The 26281-nt window shown below is 32.6% G+C and carries 17 protein-coding genes; 12 read left to right on the top strand and 5 right to left on the bottom strand.

Translation table 11 applies throughout. From position 1 onward, the window contains the following. Positions 1-60: 60 nt before the first annotated feature. Complete coding sequence (locus O3801_RS03755) at positions 61-1398, bottom strand: MFS transporter (protein ID WP_294683163.1); 1338 nt, start codon at positions 1396-1398, stop codon at positions 61-63. A 541-nt stretch (positions 1399-1939) separates the two neighbouring features. On the opposite strand from O3801_RS03755, the gene O3801_RS03750 reads away from it, so the two are divergent. The 5 genes from O3801_RS03750 to O3801_RS03730 all read left to right on the top strand — a co-directional run bounded on the left by O3801_RS03750 (position 1940) and on the right by O3801_RS03730 (position 7463). Next, positions 1940-3106: a pyruvate kinase gene (locus tag O3801_RS03750; protein ID WP_371454094.1), complete on the top strand. Its 1167-nt coding sequence runs from the start codon at positions 1940-1942 to the stop codon at positions 3104-3106. Between the two features lie 270 nt (positions 3107-3376). After that, positions 3377-4183, top strand: a complete 807-nt coding sequence (gene cdaA / locus O3801_RS03745) for a diadenylate cyclase CdaA (protein ID WP_294683165.1) — start codon at positions 3377-3379, stop codon at positions 4181-4183. An 11-nt stretch (positions 4184-4194) separates the two neighbouring features. Continuing rightward, complete coding sequence (locus O3801_RS03740; RefSeq protein WP_294683166.1) at positions 4195-5157, top strand: CdaR family protein; 963 nt, start codon at positions 4195-4197, stop codon at positions 5155-5157. A 2-nt stretch (positions 5158-5159) separates the two neighbouring features. Beyond that, positions 5160-5411 (top strand): hypothetical protein, encoded by a 252-nt coding sequence (locus O3801_RS03735; protein WP_294683167.1) that lies wholly within the window; start codon positions 5160-5162, stop codon positions 5409-5411. Positions 5412-5591: 180 nt separating this feature from the next. Then, complete coding sequence (locus tag O3801_RS03730) at positions 5592-7463, top strand: polysaccharide biosynthesis protein (RefSeq protein ID WP_371454091.1); 1872 nt, start codon at positions 5592-5594, stop codon at positions 7461-7463. Positions 7464-7555: 92 nt separating this feature from the next. Here the strand turns inward: O3801_RS03730 and O3801_RS03725 are convergent, their stop codons facing one another. Continuing rightward, a complete protein-coding gene (locus O3801_RS03725) occupies positions 7556-7795 on the bottom strand; it encodes a hypothetical protein (protein ID WP_371454090.1) in 240 nt (79 codons plus the stop codon). 428 nt (positions 7796-8223) lie between these two features. On the opposite strand from O3801_RS03725, the gene O3801_RS03720 reads away from it, so the two are divergent. The 5 genes from O3801_RS03720 to O3801_RS03700 all read left to right on the top strand — a co-directional run bounded on the left by O3801_RS03720 (position 8224) and on the right by O3801_RS03700 (position 13981). Next, positions 8224-8838 carry a S1 RNA-binding domain-containing protein gene (locus O3801_RS03720; protein WP_371454089.1) on the top strand — a complete coding sequence of 205 codons (615 nt, stop codon included), beginning with the start codon at positions 8224-8226 and terminating at the stop codon, positions 8836-8838. Further along, a complete protein-coding gene (gene tilS, locus O3801_RS03715) occupies positions 8828-10144 on the top strand; it encodes a tRNA lysidine(34) synthetase TilS (protein ID WP_371454088.1) in 1317 nt (438 codons plus the stop codon). Before O3801_RS03720 ends, tilS begins: the two co-directional genes overlap by 11 nt. 4 nt (positions 10145-10148) lie before the next feature. Then, positions 10149-10694: a hypoxanthine phosphoribosyltransferase gene (gene hpt, locus O3801_RS03710; RefSeq protein WP_294683173.1), complete on the top strand. Its 546-nt coding sequence runs from the start codon at positions 10149-10151 to the stop codon at positions 10692-10694. A 100-nt stretch (positions 10695-10794) separates the two neighbouring features. Beyond that, a complete protein-coding gene (ftsH, locus tag O3801_RS03705; RefSeq protein WP_371454087.1) occupies positions 10795-12831 on the top strand; it encodes an ATP-dependent zinc metalloprotease FtsH in 2037 nt (678 codons plus the stop codon). A gap of 181 nt (positions 12832-13012) precedes the next feature. Further along, positions 13013-13981, top strand: coding sequence for a Fic family protein (locus O3801_RS03700; protein WP_371454086.1), 969 nt, complete (start codon positions 13013-13015; stop codon positions 13979-13981). A gap of 72 nt (positions 13982-14053) precedes the next feature. On the opposite strand, the gene O3801_RS03695 is transcribed toward O3801_RS03700, so the two are convergent. After that, positions 14054-16285 carry an HAD-IC family P-type ATPase gene (locus O3801_RS03695; RefSeq protein ID WP_371454085.1) on the bottom strand — a complete coding sequence of 744 codons (2232 nt, stop codon included), beginning with the start codon at positions 16283-16285 and terminating at the stop codon, positions 14054-14056. 630 nt (positions 16286-16915) lie between these two features. Between O3801_RS03695 and O3801_RS03690 the strand changes: the two genes are divergently transcribed. Both O3801_RS03690 and O3801_RS03685 read left to right on the top strand, forming a co-directional pair. Beyond that, a complete protein-coding gene (locus O3801_RS03690; protein ID WP_371454084.1) occupies positions 16916-22105 on the top strand; it encodes a S8 family serine peptidase in 5190 nt (1729 codons plus the stop codon). A gap of 219 nt (positions 22106-22324) precedes the next feature. Then, positions 22325-23074 carry a protein-ADP-ribose hydrolase gene (locus O3801_RS03685; RefSeq protein ID WP_371454083.1) on the top strand — a complete coding sequence of 250 codons (750 nt, stop codon included), beginning with the start codon at positions 22325-22327 and terminating at the stop codon, positions 23072-23074. 93 nt (positions 23075-23167) lie between these two features. Here O3801_RS03685 and O3801_RS03680 read toward each other — a convergent pair whose 3' ends face one another. Beyond that, positions 23168-23935, bottom strand: a complete 768-nt coding sequence (locus O3801_RS03680; RefSeq protein WP_371454082.1) for an SIALI-17 repeat-containing surface protein — start codon at positions 23933-23935, stop codon at positions 23168-23170. A 213-nt stretch (positions 23936-24148) separates the two neighbouring features. Next, the gene (glpK, locus tag O3801_RS03675; protein WP_371454081.1) at positions 24149-25645 is read right to left on the bottom strand and encodes a glycerol kinase GlpK; all 1497 of its coding nucleotides are present in this window, start codon (positions 25643-25645) and stop codon (positions 24149-24151) included. Between the last annotated feature and the right edge of the window lie 636 nt (positions 25646-26281).

Genomic DNA, 26281 nt, shown 5'->3' with positions numbered 1-26281 from the left:
AGCTAGAAGAAAAAGCACTGAACGATTTGTTCAGTGCTTTTTGATGTTTTCAATTGTTAATTATTTGTGTGCTAATTCTTTAGCTCCGCGGTGACTTAGTACTGCGAATACGATACAAAGAACTGCAGATGCTAGAAGTACGTAAAGCCCTCCAGACCATCCTACACGGTCAACAACGAATCCGATGAACCAAGTACCGAATGAAGCACCCACGATATAACTCATGAATCCTCTTAGACCAACTGCGTTACCAACAGCAAATGATGGAACAACTTCCATAGTTTGAACTGATGCTAAGAATTGTGGTACGTAGATTAGACATCCAGAAAGGCTGGCAAATACGATTACCCATACTAGAGAAGTACTTTCCCAATATCCGATTAGACAGAAGAAAATGATAACCATTGCACCGATTGCTGGAGGCATACGGTAACCTTTGAATACTTTATCAGACAGGTATCCAGCAAGAAGTGTTGATGGAATAGCAGCCCACTCGAATAATGTAAAGGCGATACCCATTTGTCCTTTTGTGAATCCTTTAGTTTCTAATAAGTAAATTGGAAGCCAAGAGATTAATCCGAAACGGATTAAGTATACGAATGTATCAACTAGAGATACATACCAAGCGTGTTTGTTTTTTAATACGTAGTTTACGAAGATTTGTCTTGCACTTAAGTTTGCAGCTTCTTCTGGTACGTGTTTTACTTCTACTTTTTGTGTTTCACCAGTGATTTCTTCCATAGTTGGTAGACCTTCGTTTTCTGGTTTTCCTTTAACTAAAGCAAGGATGATGACAACGAAGATAATAGCGATAATCGCTGGGAATACATAGTATGCTAATTTCCAGTGTTCTTTACCAAAGATGAAGAATCCTAAAGTAACAACACTTGCTACGATTCCTCCACCAACGTTGTGAGAAATGTTCCAAAGAGCAGTCATACGACCACGTTCTTTTTTAGGGTACCAGCTTGCAAGTGTGATGAATGCTGGCCCAACTCCCATACCTTGGAAAAGTCCTAGTAAAATAACTAAGATTGATACTAAGAATACAGAGTGACTAACTCCAAGTGCTAAGTTTACAGTTGCACAAAGGAAAAGACCAAGAGCCATATATTTTTTAGGATCTGCTTTATCCGATAAACTACTCATAAATCCTTTACTTAATCCGTATGCAAGTAACATGTAACTCATGATTGCACCCATTTGAGTTTTAGAAATTCCTAAAGATGCTTTAAGGTCACTACTCGATAAACTGATGTTATTTCTAACAATGTAGAATGCCATATATCCAAGGAATACCCCAAGGAAAGAAATAAATCTTAATTTCTTATATGTTGGCATAACTTTATCGGCAGGAACTGTGTATGATTTAGCTTTAGGCTTTAAAAATGATAACATAAAATATGTTCCTCCTAAAATTATTTTATATATAAATTTTAATAACTGAAAACTATGTGTTATATCAGCATGTAAAATTATATACTACAGAGTGGAGGTTGTCAATAGTTTTTTAAATATTAGGTAATATTATTTTTTTCTTAGAACATAATTTATAGATGTTTGTATTCTAGTAAAATACAGCATTTTTATGAAAATAAACTTTGTAAATATTTTTCATAATTTTCATCTGAAAACAGCTACAAATGTAGGCTAAAATGTAAGAAAAAACCTTACAAAATAGGTAAGGATTTTTCTTTTATTTAGTTGACTAAATTTCTCGGTGAAAACGATATATATAGTTATATTTTTTTAATTTATAATAATTTGAAATGGAATTTGAAAATAAAGTTATTGTAATTATAGAATTTTAATATAACTAAACTATTGCTCTTTAGTAAAAATATTTATTATATTAATAAATACCGTGAAAATCTGTTATAATTTTTAGGATGTGGCATGTTACAATTTGCTGTGCTATAATAAAAATGAAAATTAAAATATGGATAGGTATATGATTATGATTAGAAATTCTAAAATAATAGCTACTTTAGGTGATGCTACAGATAAAGTATTACGAAAAATAGTGGGAGGTGCAGCGGATGCTGTATTGATAGATTCTTATTATGGGAATAATGAACAAAATGTTGAAAGAATAGAGAAGGTTAAATCTCTAAGAGAAGAAGTGGAAAGAGACTTAGCTATAATTTATGATGTGGATCATATTTATGCAAAAAATAAGTATAAACTTATAAGAATAGATGAGGAGAATGTAAATTTTGCCTGCATAAATGATGTAGATTTTGTTGCGTGTCCTTTTGTTGGGAACCTAGAAGAGATTACGAAGGTGAAAGAGCTTATTAAGTCTCATGGAAAAAATATAGGGATTATTGTTAAGATAGATTGTAAAGATGGTTATGACAATCTTGATGGAATACTAGAAATTGCGGATGCGATTATGATTAATCGTGATGAACTTGGTGTAGATATTTCATATGAAGATCTACCTGGAATTCAAAAGGAAATAGTAAGAAGAGCTAATGAAGCTGCGAAAGTCGTTATCTTAACTACTCAAATGTTATATTCTATGGTTTACAATCCAAGACCGACTAGAGCCGAAGTATCTGATGTTGCGAACGCAATTTTTGATGGTGTTGATGCTGTAATGTTAACAGAGGAGACTGCGATTGGTGATTATCCATGTGAAGCGTTAGAAACAGTAGATAGAATTATAAGAACTGTTGAAAAAAATAATGCTGTTGATGCTGAAAGATTCGAAGTGGAAGGATATAAAATGAGTATCTCACACGCTGTCTCTATGACGACAAAACATCTTTTAGAAGCAGTCGATGTAAAAAGTATTGTAACTTACACGAAATCAGGAACAACAGCTCGTTTCATTGCGAGATATCGCCCAAATGTACCTGTGCTAGCCGTTTTACCTGATAGAGAAAGTGCTAGAAAGTTAGTTATTACTAGAGGAATAGTACCGTATATTGAACCTAAGATGTTAAGCATGGAAGAGATGCTAAGTAACGCTTCTTCATATTCTAAAAAAGTTGGATTAGCGGAAGTTGGTGATCTTATCTTGATAACTGCAGGACAACCAGATACAGGAAAAGGTACTGTACCACCTACAGATTTTGTATATGTAAGTAAGGTTGACTAGTTAATTAATAATAGTTTATAAGTGAAAAACCTAAGACTACAAAGGTTATAACCTACTATTTAGTGAGGTGTAACTAAAATCTAAAATTATAAAAAATTATATTGAAGATATTTTACATGTATTAATTGTAAAATATCTTCTTCTTTCTTCCATAAAAAATAGCACAACGCTTGCATTTTATGATATAATTAAGTGTGGATTGTTATACGTATAACTATAGGAGTATTATGTGTAATAACGATATTATTAATTAAAGGAAGGAGAATATTTATGATAGCTGAATACTTATCAGGGGTAAGTACACTGACATTAATTATTCATTTATTGGATATATTATTAGTTTGGTTCTTAGTTTATAAACTATTGAGTTTATTAAAAGGTACTCGTGGTATGCAACTTGTTAAAGGTATATTAATCGTCATAGGATTAAAAATATTCTTTAACTTCATCGGTTTTAGAACGATGACATATATATTTGAACAAGCAGTAACTTGGGGAGTATTGGGAATAATGATTATATTCCAACCAGAATTGAGACGAGCTCTTGAATATATAGGAAGGGTACAGCTGTCTAATATCTTCAATATTAATTATAAAGATGTTGAAAAAGATTCGACCGAACATATAATAAAAGCTGTTGTTGATTCATCTAGACATATGGCACGACGAAGAATAGGTGCACTTATCGTACTAGAAAATAATACAGGTCTTGACGAATACGTTGAAAGTGGTATTACGGTCAATGCCGAGGTGACAAATGAACTTATAATTAATATTTTTATTCCAAATACACCTTTGCATGATGGTGCTATGATAATCGATGAGAATAAGATTCGCGCTGCAAGTTGTGTACTTCCTCTTTCGGATAATAGATCGATAGCTAGTAGTTATGGAACAAGACACCGTGCGGCTCTAGGATTATCTGAAGTGACAGATGCTATAATAATCGCTGTATCTGAAGAAACAGGGAAGATTAGTGTTTGTCAAAATGGAATCTTAACTTCAGATTACACAACGGACGAGTTAACGGACTACTTGACGAAAAATTGGAAACAACAAGAAAAAATAATTAAATAAGAGGTGATATTATGAAACTAAAAGAAAATAATAAGTTAAAGTTAATATCATTTTTAATAGCGATACTATTGTTCTTATCGGTGAATGAGAATTTTAAAAACCTTTCGGTTCTTGGAGATAACACTAGTGATAATACAACAGCTTGGGTAAGTGATGTACCATTGGATGTTGATTATGATAGAGATAAGCTTTATGTAGTAGGTATTCCTAATACCGTATCTGTGAAATTATCTGGAACTAAAACGAAAGTTCAGAAAGAAAGTGTTGCTAAAAACTTTAAGGCAAAGTTGAATCTTAGAAATGCTCAAATAGGTGATGATCAAAAGGTTAGAATTGAGATAGATGGTTTAGAAAAAGGTGTTGATGGTACCGCAGAACCCTCTATTATAACGATATCTATTAGAGAAAAAGCAACAAAAGAATTTAAAGTTACACCGGTAGTTAAGAAAGAACGTCTATTGATTGGATATGAAGTAGATAATCTTAGTGTGACAAATGAAACTGTTAAGATTTCTGGTGCGATAGAGAGTCTTAATAGAATAAACGAGGTTCGTGCTGAGAGTGATACTCGTACGAAACTTAATAGAAATACTAGAGAAGAAGCAAAACTAGTGGCTTACGATAGTGACTATAATAAAATCGAAGATATTCAAATAGAACCAAATTCAACAGTTATGAATATAGAGCTTAAAAATATAGAAAAAGAAGTTCCACTAGAAGTGAATACTATAGGTAGTCTTCCTTCAGGATTTGAGTTGATTAGTGCGACTGCTGATGTTTCGAAAGTAGCTATTAGGGCAGAAGATGAAGCTGCATTGGCTAGAGTATCAGAGATGTTCGTTGATGTCGATTTAAGTGATGTTAAAGAAGAAACAGAAGAACGAAGTAATTTGAAGATTTATCCTAAAGAAAACATTCGAATTGCGACGGATACACCGATTGTTAAAGTAACAATCAAGATAAGGAAAAAATAAATATGGCGGATAAAAAATTAATATTTATGGCTGTTAATATGCTTATTACAGTTTTTAGTTTAGCTATAATAATTGCGACGATGTTTATAGAAAATCAAAGGGTTAAAACTACTGCGATTTTCGTAGCTATAACTATATTAATAGTTCAAAAAATAGTAGAGATAAAAGTAATCAAGGAGACTAGAAAAATCAGCATTTTAATATTATGTATTATTATTGCTGCAACATGTTACTTTGGTTATAGATTGTTTTAAAATATGTAGAAGAGCAGAGGGAGCGACTCGAAAAAATTTTTTTCGAGTTGTTCCCCACATAGTTTATTGATTGTCACAAACATCTTTATTAGATGTTTAGATGTGGATAAACTATTGTGATTACTTAGAATTTGGGTTTAGTCGACCCTAATGCTCTTTGGTAAATTTGTAGGAGATGTTATGGATAGACTATTTTCATCAAAAATATATATAAATCATAGATTTAAACTTATTATGTTGCTAGACTTATTGACTGTTGCATTAGGTGTAGTAGCATCGATATTTTTAGGTAAGGCATCGGATCCATTTGCGATGCTCAATGGCCATCATTCTGAGATATTAGAATTTTTAGTGATTTCACTTATTGTATATGCAATTAGTTTTTATTTATTTGGTACTAATAAATCATTATGGTCATACTTGGGTGTTAATGAGATAGTAAATATTTGTATCTCAGTAGTTCTAGGGGATTTGATTACGAGTATTCTGTATCAGTATATGTTACCTGATACATTCTCAAATGTCAGATTTGCTATCTTTTCACCTTTATTAATAATAGCGGGTATGATGTTTACAAGAATGTTATATCGTGCCTTACGTGAAAGAGAAGCTGGTAAGTATGGAGCTAGCACTTATAAAAATACATTTATTATTGGTGCAGGGGATGCGGGATACATATTATTAAAAGAATTATCTAAAAATAATATTTTCCGTGCTAATGTAGTTGGACTTATAGATGATAATCGAAAAAATTCTGTAATCAGTGGAGTTACAGTAGTTGGTACGACTTATGAAATACTAAAACTTATTCCGAAATATGAAGTAGAGCAAGTATTCTTGGCGATTCCTTCGATTAGTGCTTATAATAAAAATAGAATATTAAATGTTCTGAAAGAAGCCAATGTTAGTGTTAAGGTAATGAGCTCTGGAATTGCTGTAGAAGACGGGGAGAGTATTTCTAAACACTTGAAAGATGTATCAATCGAAGACTTATTAGGACGTGGAGAAGTGAAACTTTCTCAAGGGGAGATTCGTTCTTACATTAAAGGAAAGAGTATCCTTGTTACTGGTGCTGGTGGTTCGATTGGAAGCCAGATTGTAAGAGAAATATTCAAATTCAAACCTAGTCAACTTGTTTTAGTAGATGTTAACGAGAATGCCTTATACATGCTAGAGCGTGATTTAGATTTTGAAAAGTCACACAGTAGGGACTATGATGATATAAGCTATATCTCTGAAATAGTAAGTATTCGTGAGAAAGATGCTTTAGCTGAGGTGTTTGATAAGTATAAACCGAACGTTGTATTCCATGCTGCAGCTCATAAACACGTACCATTAATGGAACGTCGTCCACAAGAAGCTATAAAAAATAATGTTTTCGGAACGAAAAATGTTATGGATGTAGCTATTGAAAAAGAAGTAGAAAGATTTATTATGATTTCTACTGATAAGGCGGTAAATCCAACTAATGCGATGGGTGCTTCAAAACGTCTAACAGAGATTATCTTACAATCAAAAGGTAATAAGTACAAAACGAAATTTGCTGCAGTTAGATTTGGTAATGTATTAGGTTCAAATGGTTCTGTAATTCCTATCTTTAAAGAACAGATTAAAAAAGGTGGACCTATCACAATTACACATAGAAATATTATTCGTTACTTTATGACGATTCCAGAAGCGGCGCAATTAGTACTACAAGCAGGATATTATGCAAGTGAAGGAGAAATATTCTTATTAGACATGGGGGAACCTGTGAAGATTATAGATCTTGCGACAAACTTAATTAAACTATCAGGATTAGAACCGTATAAAGATATAGATATCGAAGAGATTGGTTTAAGACCTGGTGAGAAAATGTATGAAGAGTTATCTCTTGATTACGAAAGTAGTGAAAAGACTGATAACAAAATGATTTATAAAAATACAACCTTAGACATTGATGTAGAAGAACTAGACAAAAAACTAATAGAGTTGAAATCAATGCTAGGACATTCAACAAATGAAGAAATTCGTAGCAAGTTATTTGAGATAATAAATTGTTATAACGGATAAAAAAAGAAGAGCGATTCAAAATTATTTTTGAGTCGCTCTTTCTAGCTACACAAGGGAACTTTAGTATAGCTAGTTTTAGAGAGTGTAATTTCTTATTTTTCTACGGTTTTAGTTCTTTTAGCTATATAGTTATTTATAATCAAAGCTAACAACATAGGTAAATTCATAAAAAAAACTTCAATCACAAATAATATGATTTTGTATTTTTGTTTGAAATCTGAACTAAGTTCTCTATGTAATATTGATGATAGTGCGATACCAAATAAAACATAGAATACTATAAATATAAGATATCTTTTTTTGATTTTTTTAATTTTTTCTTCATTTAACATAGTAACCTCCCTGAAATCGCGTATTGCGTATTTACTATGAAATAAGTATATATGATATGAAACATACACCTTTAGTATCTTTAACATAACATAAAAATTTTAAAAATTAAAGACTGATAAATTGTTTATTTTTATGGTATAATAAAGGTTAGTAGTGTTTTTTTACTAAAGATAGTTAACATAACATTATTGTAGAAGAAGATTTAATAATTGAGCGCTGATTTCAGGAAGAATAACTTTTTGAAGTTGGTGTTTTTTAGTTATCGGGATTAGGTTGTAGGTATATTATTACCTCGGATTGTCTTTGCTATTTCAATAGAAGAATATAGTGTGGTATAATATTTAAGTGAAATAAATAGGAATGATTTAAGAGGTTTAAACTATTAAGATTACATAGTTTACATCTAAATTGGTAGTGAGGTGATTAAATGAGTAAAGTTGCAGGTAAGGTAACAAAAGTTGAAAGCAAAGGATTATATATCAAACTAGAAAATGGCAAAGATGCATTTTTACCGAAGGAAAATATGTTTATAGGTAAAAAGAAGAAACTAGAGGAGATTTTCTCTGTTGGTTTTGTTATTAAAGCTGAGGAGAAAGGTACAAAGGATTCTTTAGTGATTTTAACACAAAAAGAGTTGAAGCAAGCTGAAGGTGAGAAGAAAAAAGTAGAGAAAAACTCTAAAGAAAAACAGAATAAAAAGAAAAATAAACCGAAATCTCCAATAAAAAAAGAAGCTAAAGAACAACCTGAAGTTCAGAAAAAACAAGAAGTGAAGGAAGAAAACCAGGAACCTAAACAGGAGACAAAAACTCTAAAAGATTTGAAAAAACTTCAATTCATAGGGAATATGAAGATTTCTGTAGGAAAAGGTAAGAAGAGTAATATTACCGAGCTATCTGAGGAGAAAGAAGAGAAAAAAGAAATTCCACCAGCACCAGAAGGATTACTAGAAGACATAATTGCGACGACAAAGCAAGCTGAAGATAAGTTCGAAAAAATTAAGAAAGGTCTTCAAGAGAGAGGTTATCTAGATGGACATTAATATTTTATGGCAAAAAACTGATAAAATAGCACTAGGTCTATCTGGAGGCGTGGATTCTATAGCTTTATTTCATCTACTTGTTACAAAGTACAAAGAGAGTTATAAAGAATTAGTGGCGTTTCACATAAATCATGGTCTAAGAGAGCAGTCTTATGAAGAAGCCGAGTTCGTAGAGAATTTTGTCAAAAACTATAATGTTAAGTTTTACAAAAAAGAGCTGAACATGAATGAGCTGATAAGAGATAGCCATACATCAGAGGAAATGCTCGCAAGAAAACTACGTTATGAAGCTTTCGAGGAGATGTCTTCATTAGAAGGTGGTGTGAAGTTAATAACTGCTCATCACAAAAATGATCAGGTAGAGAATATCCTTATGAGGCTCCTTAGTGGACGCAGTATGGATTATAACTTGATGATAGAAGAGAAGAAGACTATTGGGAAGCTAGCGGTTTATCGTCCATTATTAAATGTATTAAAATCAGATCTTGAGCAATATGCAGATAAAAATGACTTAAAATATTATGTAGATTCAACAAACTTCGATACTGATTATACAAGAAATAATATAAGGCACAATATTGTACCATTGTTGAATGATGTAAATGCTGCGAGTTTTGATAATTTAATCAATTTTTCTAGTTATTATCAAAATATTAATGCTGAGTTAAAAAATAAAGTATTAGAAAACAAAGCTGACTATGTGATTTCTGAAATAGAAGGTAAGTTCGCATTAAACAAAGAAAAATTATTAAAAAATACAAAAGAAGAAATTTATTTCTTGCTAAGAGACATATTAGCAAATAATTTCGGTATTTTTGATGTAAAACAAAGGGCTCTTTTTACAATAATAGATGACTTAAAAAGTGGAAATAACAATAAAAGTTATGATTTGAAAAATAATTTAAAAATTATTAGCGAATATAATAGTATTTATATTCATAAAATCGAAAAAAAATGGTATAATGATAAGATAGAATTAATAATAGATGAAGTGGATATTAATAAAGTTTATACATTTCATCAGAGTAATTTTCTAATAACGACAACTAACAACTCATCTGAGGTTGGATTTAATGAAGAAGATTTGCCTTTAATAGTTACGACTAAGAGGGATGGCGATAGAATTCAAAGAGGTAAGGTTAGCAAAAAACTTTCACGTCTTTTTATCGATGAAAAGATTCCCAAGGAACTTAGGGACAAACTTCCAGTAATTCGCAACAAAGATGGGATTTTAGGAGTTTTAGGAATAAATACTAAAGTTAACAAAAACAAAAAATATGATTATTATATAAACACGAAAGGATAAAACAGTGGAAAATTTATTAAAAGATATCGAGAAAGTTCTATTTACACACGAGGAAATCGTAGTTGCTAGTAAAAGAATTGCTAAACAAATTGAAGAGGATTATAAAGATAAATGTCCTGTTCTAATTTGTACATTAAAAGGTGCATTACCTTTTATGGCAGAACTTATGAAACACATTGATATTCATGTAGTTACTGACTTTATGGATGTATCTAGTTATCACGGAGGAACTGAATCTTCTGGTGTAATCAAAATCAAAAAAGATTGTGGAATGGATATTGAAGGACGTCACGTAATTATCGTTGAAGATATCGTAGACACAGGAAGAACTCTTAAAGCTCTTATTGAAAACTTAAAAGGAAGAAATGTTGCTTCTGTAGCATGTGCTTCATTAGTAGATAAACCAGAAACTCGTGTAGTTGATGTTGAAGCAGATTATATCGGTATTGTTTCACCAAACGAATTCTTAGTAGGATTTGGTTTAGATTATGATGAAAGATATAGAAACTTACCTTATATCGGTATTCTAAAAGAAGAGATTTATTCATAATAATATTTTAATCAAAAAAGGTCAAAATATTAGTCAAACTTTAGTTACATATGGTAAAATAAATTATGTTTAGAAAAATGATAGGAGGAAGAATGTCTATATGAATAATAAAAAAAGACAAAACCCTATCCTTGGTATGCTTGCGTTAATCGTAATCGCGATCGGATTATTTGCATATTGGCAGCAAGATTTACCTGGGACAACTGAAAAAATAGACTATGCTAAACTTGTTCAGACTATTAAAGATGACAAGGTTAAAGAAATAAGTCTACAAAGAAAAGATGAGAACTACAATGTTAAAGGTACTTACACAGATGGTAATAAGAACTTCGAGAGTGTAGTTGCAGCATCTGATTCTGAAGTACAAAAACAAATTAATGAAAAAGCTAAAGATGGAAAATTAAGTGTAGTAGAATATAAACCAGCTGAAAAAACTGGAGCAATTCTATCATTCTTAGGTAACATTATTCCACTTATCTTGTTTATGGGTGTTTTAGTTTTCTTTATGACACAAATGCAAGGTGGCGGTGGAGGCAAAGTAATGAGCTTCCAAAAATCTAAAGCTAAAAAAATCGATGGTGGAGAAGCAAAAGTTACATTTGATGATGTAGCTGGAGCTGATGAAGAAAAACAAGAACTTGCTGAAATGGTTGAGTTCTTAAAAGATCACCGTAAATTCACTAAGATGGGTGCTAGAATCCCTAAAGGTGTCCTACTAGAGGGGCCTCCAGGGACTGGTAAAACTTTACTAGCTCGTGCTGTAGCTGGTGAGGCAAAAGTACCATTTTTCTCAATCTCAGGATCTGATTTCGTTGAGATGTTCGTAGGGGTTGGGGCAAGTCGTGTTCGTGACCTATTCAAAGAAGCTGAAAAAAATGCGCCATGTATCATTTTCATCGATGAGATTGATGCTGTAGGACGTAAACGTGGAAGCGGAGTAGGTGGAGGAAATGACGAACGTGAACAAACTCTTAACCAACTTCTTGTTGAAATGGACGGATTTGATGGTGAAAAAGGTATTATCGTAATTGCAGCTACTAACCGTGCTGATGTATTAGATAACGCCCTTAGAAGACCAGGTCGTTTCGACAGACAAATTAAAGTTTCTACACCTGATGTAAAAGGTCGTGAAGCTATTCTTAAAGTACACGCTAAAAACAAACCACTTGCTAAAGGTGTTGACCTTCGTTCATTAGCAGAAAAAACTCCAGGATTCTCTGGTGCTGATCTTGCTAACATCCTTAACGAAGCGGCATTATTAGCAGCTCGTGAAAATAAATCTAGTATCGATAAAGAAGATCTAGATGAAGCTATGGACAGAGTAATCGGTGGTCCAGCTAAACGTAGTAGAGTATACACTCCAAAAGAAAAACGTTTAGTAGCTTACCACGAAGCAGGTCACGCAATCGTAGGTATGGTACTTGATAGTGCTGATAAAGTACAAAAAGTTACTATTATCCCACGTGGTGATGCTGGTGGATATAACCTTATGATTCCGGAAGAAGAAAAGTACTTCCAAACTCGTACAGATTTAATCGACAAAATCTGTGGATTACTTGGTGGACGTGCTGCTGAGCAAATCTTCTTTAACGAAGTATCTACAGGAGCTCACAATGACTTCGAACGAGTAACAGCTATTGCTCGTGCGATGGTTACAGAATACGGTATGAGTGATGCTGTAGGACCAATGCAAGCCCCATTCCACGATCCATATGGTGGTCGTCAACTTTCAAGTATCGGTAACTATTCAGAAGAAATGCTGAAAGAAATCGATAACGAAGTTCGTAAAATTATTAACGAATGTTATGCAAAAGTTCTTCACATTATCGAGACTCACAGAGATCAATTAGAACTTATCGCACAAACACTTATCGAAGTTGAAACAATCGATAGAAAAGAAATCGTTGCTCTTTACCAATTTGGAAAAATGCCAAAAGACTTAGATGAAAGAGAAGCAGATCAACTAGATAAAGTAGTTAATAAGAAATACTACGAAGAAGAAGCTCGTAAGGCTAAAGAAGAAGCTGAGAAAAAAGCTCAACAAGAGGCTGAAAACGAGGAAGATACAGTTGAAAAGGTTGAAGAAAAAGACCTAGAAGACGAAAAACCAGAAAATAAACCTTCTGACGAAGAATAAAAAAATAAACCCTAGATTTGGAATTGACCAAGTCTAGGGTTTTGTTATACTCTTTTGAAGTGCTATTATAGCAATATTTAATCGGTGTTTACATTGAAAAGTGAGCGATAAATGAGCGATAAATGAGCGATAAATTTTTATTTATGATATAATAATTATAAGACATTGATAGGAGAAGGCTATGAAACCACCATTTACCATTACGAGTACTATTCTTAATTATCTTATAGAGATTTCTAAAGTATTAGGTAATCTTGAGATAGAAACAAAGAAAAACTTACATTTAAGAAAAGAAAATAGAATAAAATCTATTCACTCATCTTTAGCAATAGAAAATAATAGTTTATCAATAGAACAAATTACAGCGATTATTGATGGGAAGAGAGTCTTAGGAGATCCAAAAGAAATAAAAGAAGTAAAGAATGCGTATGAAGCTTATGAAAAGATATTGAATTTAGACCCCTATAGTGAGAAGGATTTTTTACTTGCTCATAAATTATTAACTACAGAAATAGTGGGACAATCGGGAAAATATAGAAATTCAGACGTAGGGATTTTCGATGAACAGGGGAATATGGTTCATCTAGGTGCAAGACCTCAGTTTATTGGTGATTTAATGGGTGAATTATTTGAATGGGGAGGTAGAGATGACACTCCAGCACTTGTTAAGAGCTGTGTATTTCACTATGAAATAGAGATGATTCACCCCTTTGAAGATGGAAATGGAAGAATGGGAAGATTATGGCAAAATGTTATATTAGCTAATTGGAATCCCTTGTTTAGTTGGATTCCTATCGAAACAATAATATATGAAAATCAACAACAGTATTATAAGGCTTTAGCACAGGCAGATAGAAACAATAATTCAACAGTGTTCATTGAATTTATGTTAGGTGTCATATTAGAAACATTACTGGCATATAAGGAGTCTGATGATAAGACAAAAGAATTGTCTAAAGCAGAACAATATTTTTTTGAAAAGATAAAAGAGTATTTGAAAAATGAGAAATATATTACGGTAGCAACAGTTTGTGAACTAATCGAAAAGTCTAAGCCAACTGTTAGAAGATATATTGCAAAATTTGTTGAGTATGAATTACTGGAATCTCATGGAGAAAATAGAGATAGAAGATACTCGTTAAAAAAATAAATAAAAAGATATCAGAGAGAAACATAAAAATCGAATCTAGATTTAATTAACTTTCTGATATCTTTTATTTTTTTATCTTGTTTTTCTTCTCGTAAAGAAGTGAAGTGTTGAAATCACTATTGCGAGAATAATTATATAAATCACTTGAGAAAATACTAATGGTGTAAAGTGATTTTTCAAGATAAATATATTAACTCCTACACCTATAATTGCAGCGATACTTAACATAGAAAGTAGTGCAATCTTGTATTTATTTAGAGGTAAGCTGACCTTCGCAACCATGCATAATCCATTTATTAACGCAAGAAGGAAACAGATGAATTTGGCTTGTGAATTGTCTGTGATAGCAAGGTTTGTCAGTAGTACTGTAGCTACTAATATACCACCACCAATCGCAGCATTTGTCAGTATGTCCTTCATGAAGTTATTGCTTACTTTTTCCTTATTCGCTTCGAAAGTTAGGAAGAAGGATGGGATACCGATTGTTATCGCTGAAATTATCGTGAATTGAATCGGTATAAATGCAAACTCCAAGGCAAAGATTACACTAAGTATTGAGAAGACAATCGAGAAGAATGTCTTTGTTAGGAATAGTGAAGCTACCTTCTGAATGTTATTAATAACACGACGACCTTCCATAAGTATGTCGTAGAATACTCCGAAATCATCCGTTAAGAATACAATGTTTGATACACTTTTTGCGGCACTAGTAGCACCATTCATAGCAAAACTAATATCAGCTTTTTTCAAGGCAAGAACATCGTTAACACCGTCACCACTCATAGCGACAGTCTTTCCAGATTTTTGCAGTACTGCTACCATTTTTTGTTTTTGTTCAGGGGTAACACGTCCGAAAATATCATTTTCAAGAACAGTTTTTTCAAACTCTTCATCAGTCACTTTAGTCATATCGATAGCCTTAGCATCTTCTTTGAAACCAGCTTTTTTAGCGACACCGTATACGGCTATATGGTTATCTCCACTGATTATTTTCACTTCAACACCTTGTGATTCAAAGTATTTGAATGTTTCTTTTGTGTTTTCTTTTATTTCATCTGATAGAACGACATGTCCTACGAGTTTCATATTAGTAGGAACATTTGTACTATCTTCAGTATAAGCTAGCGATAAAATTCGATAACCCTCTTTTTTTAGATTCTCATAATACCCATCCATTTCGTCTGAGAATCCTAAAAATTCATATGCTCCGAAGAAATATGTTCCACCATTTTGTAGTTTTATAAATGAATATTTATTTTTACTAGAAAAGGCACCTAATTCTTCTACATCCCATTGTTTTTTACACGTTAGATGATTCTTTAAGGCTCTAGATGTTGCATTTTCATCATCGAAATATGCAAGGTAACTTGATAATTTTTCTGCAACTTCATCATCAATTTCTACAACGTTCATATTACCTGTAGTGATAGTTCCAGTTTTATCAAAACAAAGGACATCTACTCTAGCAAGAGTCTCTACGCAGTATAATTCTTGAACTAGAACTTTCTTTTTAGCAAGTTTCATCGCAGCAACCGCAAGAGAGACGCTGACAAGAAGGATTAGCCCTTCTGGGATCATACCTACTAAAGCTCCAGCACTACGGAGAACTATTTCCACATAACCACGTCCCAGACTAGCACCACGCATGTATAGCATAATTGCAACAGGAACTAACAGAATAGATATAACTTTTAAGATTTTATCCATATAGTCACGAAGTTTAGATGGATATTTCTTGAATTCTTTAGTACTTTTAGCAAGCTTGTTAATATAGCTATCCTCTCCGACAGCAATAGCTCTTACTAAGCAACTACCACTAACTACGTTACTCCCACTCATTACTTTATCACCAGCAGTCTTAAAGATATTATCACTTTCACCAGTTAATAGTGATTCATCGACCTCGATACTACCTTCAATGATTTCAGCATCAACAGGAACCTGATCACCAAGATTTAAATGTAGATATTCTCCAAGGACGATTTCTTCAGAATCTATATTTATTGTTTCATTATCACGGTTTACTCGATATTTACTTCTACCTAGCAAACTCAAATTTTCAAGGGCATTTTTCGAACGAACTTCTTGAAAGATACCAATTGCAGTATTTATAGTAATTACACCTAAAAACAACATATTTTCAAATCTAAGTGTTGTAGCTATAAATGCTGCCAAAACTAAGTTCATAGCATTGAAAAAAGTAAAAATATTAGAAAAGATAATCTCTTTAGTAGTTTTATAAGGTTTTATTTCACTAATATTTTTTTTCGCTTTAGTTACTTCTTCACTAGTTAAATATTTCATTTTACCTCCGTCATAACTATATTTTTAATTAGTATTTATTTTAACATACTTTATTATAGTTTGTGAAATTAAAGTGTGGCTAATTTCCTAGGAAATATCTTTTTGAGTATTAAAAAATCTTAATAAATAATATTGTTGTATTTTTTTGAGAAGAATACTGTTTCCAATTCTATAAGATATGGGGATAAAGGTATCTTTGTTTAGGAAAATAAGTTGAAGATAACAATTCAATTTGTATTTATTATCAGGTGGAGTATAATTTAAATTATACTGTTAGATTAGGCTTTGACAAAGTTCAAAGAATATGAAATAATTAAGATGTATATATTGTTAATATTAATTTATATAGTTACACTATAAACGACAGTGTTTAGTTTAACTAAAGTATTAAATGATTAAAAAATCGTATTACAAGTCGTTTATTAACTTTTTTATTATAAAACCAGGCATAGAAGATGTGCTTGGTTTTTTAATTTTCTCTAATGAGCTTATTGTAAATATTAAAAAACATAATCTATTTTGATGTGTTAAAGCGTTTTTATCTGAAAATATTCTTTGTTTTTCAGATAATATATGTTAGAATATAGAAATATACTTTAAATACACTTAGAAAAGATAGGAGAAGAAGGAATGACACTGACTAAAAAGACAGCCGTAAGTGTGCTAAGTGCAGCATTACTACTAGGAAATATCAGTACATTTAATTATGGAGTATCATCAAAAATAACACTAGCCCAAGAAGAAAAAAAAGATGAGCTATCGAATGTTTCAAAAAGTGAAGAACATAAGTTTCAAAATGATGATAAGGTAAAAGTTATTGTTAAATTAAAAGGTGATGTTGATCCTAATAAGTTAAAAACTAAAGAAGGAATTAAAGAAGTTACAGAATCAACAAAAGCACCTAGGGAAAAGGCATTAAAAGAGATTAAAGACAAAGGTATCGATTATGAAAAACTGTTTGAATACGATACATTAATGAATGGTTTTGCCTTAGAAACTACATTCTCAAATGCTAAAAAAATTCAAGAGTTAGACTTTGTAGATACTGTTGAAATGAGTGTTAGCTACAATAAACCAGAAAATGTAGCGAGCGAAGAAGAGAAAAAAGAAAGCACGGAAGCTAATGATTTTTCTAAAGCTTTAGATAGTTATAATCTTATTAATATACAACCTCTTTGGAATAAAGGATATAGAGGACAAGGGAAAGTTGTTGCAGTATTAGACTCTGGGCTTGATCCTAATCATCCAGTACTTAGATTATCAGATAATTCAAAATCTAAATATAAATCTAAAGATGAAATTGAAAAAATAAAAAAAGAAGCGGGTATAGACTACGGTAAGTGGTATAGTGAAAAATTACCATTTGCATTCAACTATAACGACTGGAATAATGATATCAAACAAAGTGCCTATAAATCACATGGTATGCACGTTGCTGGGACTGCAGTAGGTAATCCTAAGGAGAAATTCACAAATGGTGATTACGTAACAGGTATAGCGCCAGAAGCACAGCTGATTTTCATGCGTGTATTCTCGGATACTAAAAATGCAGGAACAGAATCTTATATCTATACAAAAGCGATAGAAGATGCTATTAAACTTGGAGCTGATACGATAAACCTAAGTTTAGGTTCTCCAGCCGGTTCAGTAGTAGAAGTAGGTGACGGTTTAGTTCGTGCGATGGATGTTGCGAAAAAAGCTGGTGTTAATATAGTTGCAGCAGCTGGAAACAATGCATTCTTCGCTAGTGGACAAACAAACCCAAGTGCAGCTAACCCAGATTACGGAACTGTAGGAAGACCATCTGTTTCTGAAGATGCGATTTCTGTAGCGAACATAAGCAACAGCGTTCTTAACAGAGAAGTGGCGAATATCGAGCAGCTTAAAGACAACGCTGACTTTGATAATGGGAAAATGCCAATTTTCAGCTATACTAAACAATTCGAGAAGAGAGCATACGACTATGTGTATGTTGGAGTTGGTAAAGCTGAGAACTACGCTGATAAAGATTTAACTGGAAAAATCGCCCTTATCCAACGTGGTGGTAATAGCTTTGAAGAAAAAGTTAAACTAGCTAAACAATACGGGGCAGCTGGAGCGGTAATCTACTTCAATGAAGGAGATACTATTTACAACCTGACATTAAATGGACAAGATAAAGATTTCCCTGTAGTTACAACTTACTACAAATTCGGTAATGAACTTTCTGCACATGAAGGGGAATATAAAATAACATTTAATGGTACTTGGGATAAACAAGATAATCCTAAAAAAGGTGAATTTGATGAATCTACTGGTTGGGGAATGAGTGTTGATGGATACTTAAAACCTGACGTAACAGCACCAGGAGGAGATATCTTATCATCTTATAATGATGGAAGATATGGTCTAGATAGTGGAACAAGTATGGCTTCACCACACGTTGCGGGAGCTATAACTCTTGTGAAACAAGTATTATCAGAAAGATTCCCGAACTTAAGTGCAGAAGAAATTCAAGGCTTAGCGAAGAGATTAATCATGAGTACGGCCAATCCACAGGTATATTCTGATGGATACACAACAGCATATAGATCACCACGTCTTCAAGGTGCAGGTCTAATCGATGCTAATAAAGCAGCATATGGAGATCTTTATGTAACTGGAGAAAACAACTACGGAAGTGTTTCTTTAGGAAATGTTGGCGATAAATTTACTTTTAAATTAGTATTACATAATCTATCAGACAAAGCTCAAAACTTACAATATGCAGCTCACTTAACTACTGATAACTATTATGGTGAAGATGCTGGTGCTGACTGGAGTGGAAGACTGACAATGACACCTAAGAAGTTATTGACGACTGCTTGGGCTTCAGTTGAAGTTCCTGCAAAAGGTGAAAAAGAAGTAGAAATCACAGTTGATGCTACGGACTTCAAAGGAGAACTAGAAAAAGTATTTACTAATGGATATTATCTAGAAGGATTTGTAACTTTCTATGATGAAGAAAGTGCATTAAAAGCAAACATTCCATTCGTAGGATTTAAAGGTCAGTTCCAAAATCTACCAGTATTAGAAAAACCAATTTATTCTATGAAAAATGGAGAAAAACCAACATATGAGTATGGTTATACTTCTAACCCTAATAACTGGGATTCATTAACAGAAATGAACTTCACAGGAGTGTTAACAACTTATAAAGAAGATAAAAAAGACAAGAGAACACTAGCGGGAGCGTATGTAAATCCTGTTACTGGTGAGAGATTCTTTACTGATAAAATTTTCTTCTCGCCAAACGGTGATGAGAATTATGATGAAATAGGAATGAGAGGGGTATTCTACCGAAACTTCGAGAACCTAAAACTTTCAGTATATGCTAAAGACGATGTAGAACGTAAGAACCCACTTTACCAAAATGGTAATGGTTCTGGTAACAAAAACTTCTACAACAACACAAGTAAAAAATACACATCATTAACTATGACAAACTGGAAAGGTGTTGACAATAACGGTAACCCTCTTCCAGACGGTGAGTATCAATATGTAGTTTCTTATAGTGCAGCAGTAAGTGGTGCAGATATGCAAGAAACAACATTCAATGTAGTAATCGATAGAAAAGCTCCGAAAATCACGGGTGCTAACGGTGGTTACTACGATGAAGCAACTCGTAAATTCACACCATATCCAGTATTAGAAGATGGAAGTGGAGTATTCTACAAAAAATTAAGCTATGGTAAAAATACTATTGCGGCAAATGAAGATGGAAGTTATACAATTCCAGAAGGTGTAGAATTAAAAGATCTTACTTTTGAAGTAAAAGACTTTGCAGATAACAAAGACAGTATTAACTTATCAAATGTTGAAGGTAATGGTAAAGGAAGTCTTGAAGTAGAAGTTAAAAAAGGTGATGGAACTGGAAACAATTCACGTCGCTTGCGTTACAAGATCACTAATGAAAAAGGTGAAATCGTAGGGGAAGATTTCTCTAGAAACAAACGTACATATCAAGCATTACCATTCGGTAAATATACTGTGGAAGTAGTTATGGTTGATGGAGAGTACAAACTACTTACACCATCAAAAGTTGACTTCGAAATAACTAAAGATAAACCAACAAAAGAGGTTGAATTTAGAGTAGATGAAATCAGCAGAAATGCCACAGAAATCAGCTTTGATAAACCAGTTCCAGCAGGAACAAAAGTTTATGCAGTAGCCCAAGATGGTACTAAAATATCACTTCCAGCAAGTTTATATGGAAAAAATGCCTTCCAGAAAAACTTAGAAAATGGAACATACACAATTCAAATAGTAACACCTGAAGGATATACTCCAGCGGAAAATAATTTTGAATTAGTAGTAAAAGATGGACACAATAAGAAACAAGTTGTTCTAAATATTGCAGAAAAAGTAGCAAGTGTAGGAACTACAGAGAACTCTAAAGCACAAGGTACAGTGGATTTCACTGAGAAAAAACTTTACAATAATTACAAACTTGTTGTAACAGAACCAACTGCAGAAGAGAAAACAAATATCCAAAAACAATTAACAGAAGGTAATGTAGACTTAAGCAAATATGATGTTGAATACTTTAACATTCATATTGTAGATGCAACAGGAAAAGAAGTTAAAGTTCCTGGTGATAGAAGTGTAACTTTAGATTTAGCGAAAGCTCCAGAGCGTTTCTTCCACGAAAAAGATGGAAAATTAACAGCTGTAAGCAGTGTTAATTATGCAGATGGTAAGCTAACATTTACTACTGATAGCTTCAGTAACTTCGTAGCATTGACTCCAAAAGATGCCCCAGTAGAGAAAAAAGCAGAAGTGAATAAAGCAGAGCTTCAAAAAGCAATAGAAGCGGACAAAGCGTTAGATGAAACTAAAGAGTACAAAAATGCAACTATCGAGGCTAAAGATGCATATAACAAAGCATTAGAGGCAGCTAAGAAAGTTCTTGAAAACGAAAATGCAACTCAAGAAGAAGTAAACAGTGCGGTAGCAAGCCTAAACGCAGCTAAAGTAACATTAGCTAATTCACAACAACCAGAAGTGAAAAAAGAAGTAGACAAAGCTAAATTAATTGAAAAATTAAAAGAAACTGAAAAACTTCAAACTGAGGTTAAATTCAAAAATTCAGGACAAGATAAAAAAGATAACTTCGTAAATGCTATAAAAGAAGCGACAGCAGTTCTTGATAACAAAGATGCAACTGTAGAAGAAGTTACAGCTGTGCTAGAAAAATTACAACAGGCTGAAAATGCTCTTGATGGTAAAGAAGTAGAAGCTCCGAAGCCAGCGGTTGAAGAACCTAAGAAAGAGGAACCAAAACCAGCGACTGAAACTCCTAAGAAAGAAGAGCCGAAACCAACAACTGAAGAACCTAAGAAAGAAGAAGGAAACAAACCGCAACCTGAAGCACCAAAAGTAGATAAGAAAAAACTAAATGAACAACTAGGTCATTTAGCAGAAGTTAAAGAGAAAGATAGTTTTGAAAGTGCAAGTGCGGAAGATAAGAAAGCTTATCTAGATGCAGTTCAAAAAGCACAAGAACTATTAGCTTCAGCAACAGCTACTCAAGAAGAAGTAGATAAAGCATTAGAAGCGTTGAAAGAAGCGGAGAAAAAAGTTTCTAAAAAATCAATCAAAGATATCCTAGGTGGTTTTGTTGGAAAAGAAACTAAGAAAGAAAACACATTTAATGTAGATGAAGATTTCGGAAAAGTTTCAAAATCTAATTCATTATTACCAAAAACAGGATTAGATAATAATGCAACAGCTTATGCTGGAATTGCAGTTCTAGCTTTAGTAGGACTAACTGTTTACGTAAAACGTCGTAGACAAAAATAAGATAAAATATATCGACTTCAAAAGTTAGAGTGTATTCTCTAATTTTTGAAGTCGTATTTTTATTAATAAATCAGTGGTGCTAAGAGTTCTCATACGAACTTATTTACAAATCTGGAGCTTTTTCGTTAACCTCTGAAAAAATTATAGCATGTCTCAATTATAGACACATGTTTAAGTAAGGTATATAATAATAAGTGACATGGAGGAAGTATTTAGATTATGGAAAAACTAGATTATTTAATAAAAACACTAAATTCAGAAATAGAAATACCGGAGACGGAACAAGAAAAGCGAGATTTATTTAGATCATTAATGAACACGTGGAAAGTTTCGGAGTTACCGAGTGAATTTTATGAAGTTCAAGATGAATATTTGCAAGAGGTTCTAAGTGCTAAAGGAATAACAAGATTAGAAGATTTAACTGAAATTGATAAGAATATTTACCTTTGGCAAGGTGATATTACTACATTGGAAGTAGATGCTATAGTTAATGCTGCGAACAAAGCTCTATTAGGATGTTTAATTCCGCTACACAGATGTATCGATAATGCTATTCACACGCAAGCAGGATTACAACTTAGAAAAGAATGTGATGAAATAATAAAAGAGCAAGGAAGTTTTGAAAAAACAGGGCAAGCTAAGATAACAGCTGGCTATAACTTACCAGCTAAACATGTTATTCATACAGTTGGACCAATAATATATCGTGTTGTTGAAGACGATGATAAGGAATTACTCGCATTATCTTATAGAAATTGTTTAAAACTTGCTTTGGAGAATAATCTTGAGAGCATTGCTTTTTGCTGTTTAAGTACGGGAGAATTTAGATTTCCAAATGATCTTGCTGCTGAAATAGCGGTAGCTGAGATTAAGAAATTCTTTAGAGAAAACCCTGCTGCTGATTTAAAAGTAGTATTCAATGTGTTTAAAGATTTAGATAAAAAAATATACGAAGAGTTATTAGGATAAGAATATTAAAAGAAGATTATAAGAATGAGATTCATCAAAGGCGATGAGGCTATCTTATAATCTTCTTTTCTGATATTGAGTAAAAAAGAATTATTAATTATTTCTTCGTTTTAAAATTGTAAGTCCGATAATTGATAAAGCTAAAGTTCCGATAATGGTCATGCTTGAACTTGTTTCTAAACCTGTATTTGGGAGAACTTTATTGTTATTTTGTGGATTGTTCTCTTTTGGATTTGGTTTAGGTAAATTGCTAGGAGTATCTGCTTTTGGTTTTTCTGGTGTAGATATTCCTGGTGTTTTTGGTTTTTCCGGAGTATTTGGAACTTTTAGTTCTGGTTTTTCAAAAACGGGTGGATCGATAGGATTAGCCCCACCGTTATATTCCGGTTTTTCCAAAACAGGTGGGTCAATAGGATTAGCCCCACCGTTATATTCCGATTTTTCCAAAATAGGTGGATCGATAGGATTAGCCCCACCATTGTATTCTGGCACATCATTAACTGGAGAGTCTTTTGGAATCTCGTGTACAGGTGCGCCGTAGAATCTAACATATTGATAAATTCTGTTAATTACAGTTTTATCTGTTCCCTGTTTATAATTAATAACCCTAACGATTTCTCTAGAATAACCCTTTTCTTTGTTAACTAAAGGTACGTCAGGACTCTTCATTCTTACGGCTGTAATTCCATCCTTATCTGTGAATTTTTCAGCGAAAGGAAACTGTTCGATAAAACTTTTGTTTATCTTATCGCTTGCTGGACTTTCCACATTGTTATCTGCTGCTTCTGCAACAGTAAGAGAGTTAAGGCCAAAGCCTAATGCAACAGCTAGTGTGCATTTTGTAAAATTATTTATCTTCATAAAACCACCTCTTCTATAAAAATCATAACTTGGTTAGTTTAACAATTTAAGGCAAACGTTTTCACCTATAACTTTAATTATAGCACTGTGAAAATGTTATTTCAAGAAATTGGCTAGGTTATTCATAGGTGTAGTTAAAGTTATATTTATAAAAAAAGCTAAGAAATAAATTTCTGTAAAATTTATAATTCTTAGCTTTTATTTTATTGGTAACTATTCTTCCGCAAAAATTTGCGTAGCTTTTACTGCACGTTTCCAGCCTTTGTAAAGTTTCTCTCGTTCTTCTTTTTCCATAGTAGGAACAAATAGTTTTCCTGCAGTGTTTAGATTCTTAAGCTCATCTAAGCTTTCCCAGTATCCAGTAGCTAGTCCCGCTAAGAATGCAGCACCTAGAGCTGTAGTTTCTAAGTTTTCTGCACGAGCTACTTTAACACCCAGGATGTTTGCTTGAAATTCTAGGAGATAATCGTTGTTTGCAGCACCGCCGTCGACTTTAAGAAGAGGAATTTCTACCTTAGCATCGATTTTCATAGTATCGATAATATCTCGTACTTGATAGGCGATTGACTGCAATGTAGCCTTTACTAGATCTTCCTTAGTAGTAGCACGTGTTAAACCGAAGATAGTTCCACGAGCATCTGGATTCCAATATGGGGCACCTAGTCCTGTAAAGGCGGGCACTAGATATACTTCGTTATTGCTTTTAGAATTGTAAGCTAATGCTTGTGTTTCTGATGACTTTTTAATTAAACGTAATCCATCTCTTAACCACTGAACTGCACTTCCAGCGATAAAAATTGATCCCTCTAAAGCATAATAAACTTTTCCATTAATTCCAAAACCTATAGTAGTTAATAGATTATTTTTTGAAAGTTCCATAGTTTCACCTGTGTTCATGATAATGAATGAACCTGTGCCGTATGTGTTTTTTATCATTCCTTTATCGAAGGCAAGTTGCCCGAAAAGCGCTGCTTGTTGGTCTCCAGCTAGTCCACTTATTGTTACTTCGCCACCATAAAAATGATAATCTGTAGTTTTTCCGTACACCTCAGAGTTTGATCTAACTTCTGGCAATAAAGATTCTGGAATATTTAGAATTTCTAATATTTCTTTATCCCAAGTTAAATCTTTAATATTAAATAACATTGTTCTCGCTGCGTTTGTATAGTCGGTAACGTGAGTTTTTCCACCTGTAAGCTTCCAAACTAGCCATGTATCGATAGTTCCAAATAGTAGCTCACCATTTTCGGCACGTTGTTGTGCTCCAGGGACATTATCTAATATCCAACGTATTTTAGTAGCAGAGAAATAGGCATCGACGACTAAACCAGTTTTCTGATGAATCATATCTTTATAACCATCACTAACTAGTTTATTAGCTATATCAGCACTTTGTCTACTTTGCCAAACTATTGCATTATAAATAGGTAGTCCAGTTTCTCTATCCCAAATAACGGTAGTTTCACGTTGGTTTGTAATTCCAATGCTATCTATTTGATTCGGTTTTATACCACTTTCGATGAATGCTTCTGCAATGACTGATTGTACTGAATTCCAGATTGCATTAGCATCGTGTTCAACCCAACCAGACTTAGGGAAAATTTGGGGGAATTCCTTTTGGCTACTTGTTATTATTTCTGCTTTTTTATTGAATATTATCGCTCTAGAACTTGTAGTGCCTTGATCAATTGCCATTACATATTTTTTCATACTTCACCTCGAATAATTATTTCGTTAATATTATACCATCTTTTATAATAAAAGCGCAGACAAAAATTATGTTTTATCTGCGTTTTTAAGTGCTTTAAGGACATCGTTTATCCTACAATTCTCACAAGACTTGGAGTGTGTTGGACCAAGTCTAATTTTTCAATTATAGCTATTGTGCAAAAAAATATCGTTAAAATCAGAATTACTAATAATATTATTATTGTTGTTTTTAATCTATCATCATTGCTCATATAAAATCCCCCTTTTTAAAATTCCTGAAATTAACTTATAGTTAAAGCTCCCTAATTAATTCCATAATTTTTTAGATTATTTTAATTTGTTGATAATAAATTTTTTTTTATAGCAAATCTATCTTATAATAATGTTAAATGTATAGTAAAATATATTATATCTTACTTATATTATAACATTTAAAGAAAGCGTTGTCAAAACAATAAAAAGTGAGAAATGTATTTATTTATGTGATAATTTTCAGTAGTAGTTTTTAGGTCTGATCAGTTCTACTACAATAATAAAATAACAGTAGATAATATAGTTTTCTTTGAAATCTAGCGTAGTTGTGTATGTAGCGTATTATTAGCGTTTTTCAAGTTTTTCTTATAAAATATATAGAAG

The organism is Gemella sp. 27098_8_149 (assembly GCF_041433745.1).
Taxonomy (GTDB): Bacteria; Bacillota; Bacilli; order Staphylococcales; family Gemellaceae; genus Gemella.
This window is presented reverse-complemented; position numbering and strand designations above follow the sequence as displayed.

Bases quoted from the DNA above. Each gene is read 5' to 3' on its own strand.
- O3801_RS03690 (WP_371454084.1), top strand. From the start codon at position 16,916: ATGACACTGACTAAAAAGACAGCCGTAAGTGTGCTAAGTGCAGCATTA.
- O3801_RS03730 (WP_371454091.1), top strand. From the start codon at position 5,592: ATGGATAGACTATTTTCATCAAAAATATATATAAATCATAGATTTAAA.
- glpK (WP_371454081.1), bottom strand. From the start codon at position 25,645: ATGAAAAAATATGTAATGGCAATTGATCAAGGCACTACAAGTTCTAGA.
- O3801_RS03720 (WP_371454089.1), top strand. From the start codon at position 8,224: ATGAGTAAAGTTGCAGGTAAGGTAACAAAAGTTGAAAGCAAAGGATTA.
- O3801_RS03735 (WP_294683167.1), top strand. From the start codon at position 5,160: ATGGCGGATAAAAAATTAATATTTATGGCTGTTAATATGCTTATTACA.
- ftsH (WP_371454087.1), top strand. From the start codon at position 10,795: ATGAATAATAAAAAAAGACAAAACCCTATCCTTGGTATGCTTGCGTTA.
- O3801_RS03755 (WP_294683163.1), bottom strand. From the start codon at position 1,398: ATGTTATCATTTTTAAAGCCTAAAGCTAAATCATACACAGTTCCTGCC.
- cdaA (WP_294683165.1), top strand. From the start codon at position 3,377: ATGATAGCTGAATACTTATCAGGGGTAAGTACACTGACATTAATTATT.
- O3801_RS03700 (WP_371454086.1), top strand. From the start codon at position 13,013: ATGAAACCACCATTTACCATTACGAGTACTATTCTTAATTATCTTATA.
- O3801_RS03740 (WP_294683166.1), top strand. From the start codon at position 4,195: ATGAAACTAAAAGAAAATAATAAGTTAAAGTTAATATCATTTTTAATA.
- O3801_RS03750 (WP_371454094.1), top strand. From the start codon at position 1,940: ATGGATAGGTATATGATTATGATTAGAAATTCTAAAATAATAGCTACT.
- O3801_RS03680 (WP_371454082.1), bottom strand. From the start codon at position 23,935: ATGAAGATAAATAATTTTACAAAATGCACACTAGCTGTTGCATTAGGC.
- O3801_RS03695 (WP_371454085.1), bottom strand. From the start codon at position 16,285: ATGAAATATTTAACTAGTGAAGAAGTAACTAAAGCGAAAAAAAATATT.
- O3801_RS03685 (WP_371454083.1), top strand. From the start codon at position 22,325: ATGGAAAAACTAGATTATTTAATAAAAACACTAAATTCAGAAATAGAA.
- tilS (WP_371454088.1), top strand. From the start codon at position 8,828: ATGGACATTAATATTTTATGGCAAAAAACTGATAAAATAGCACTAGGT.
- O3801_RS03725 (WP_371454090.1), bottom strand. From the start codon at position 7,795: ATGTTAAATGAAGAAAAAATTAAAAAAATCAAAAAAAGATATCTTATA.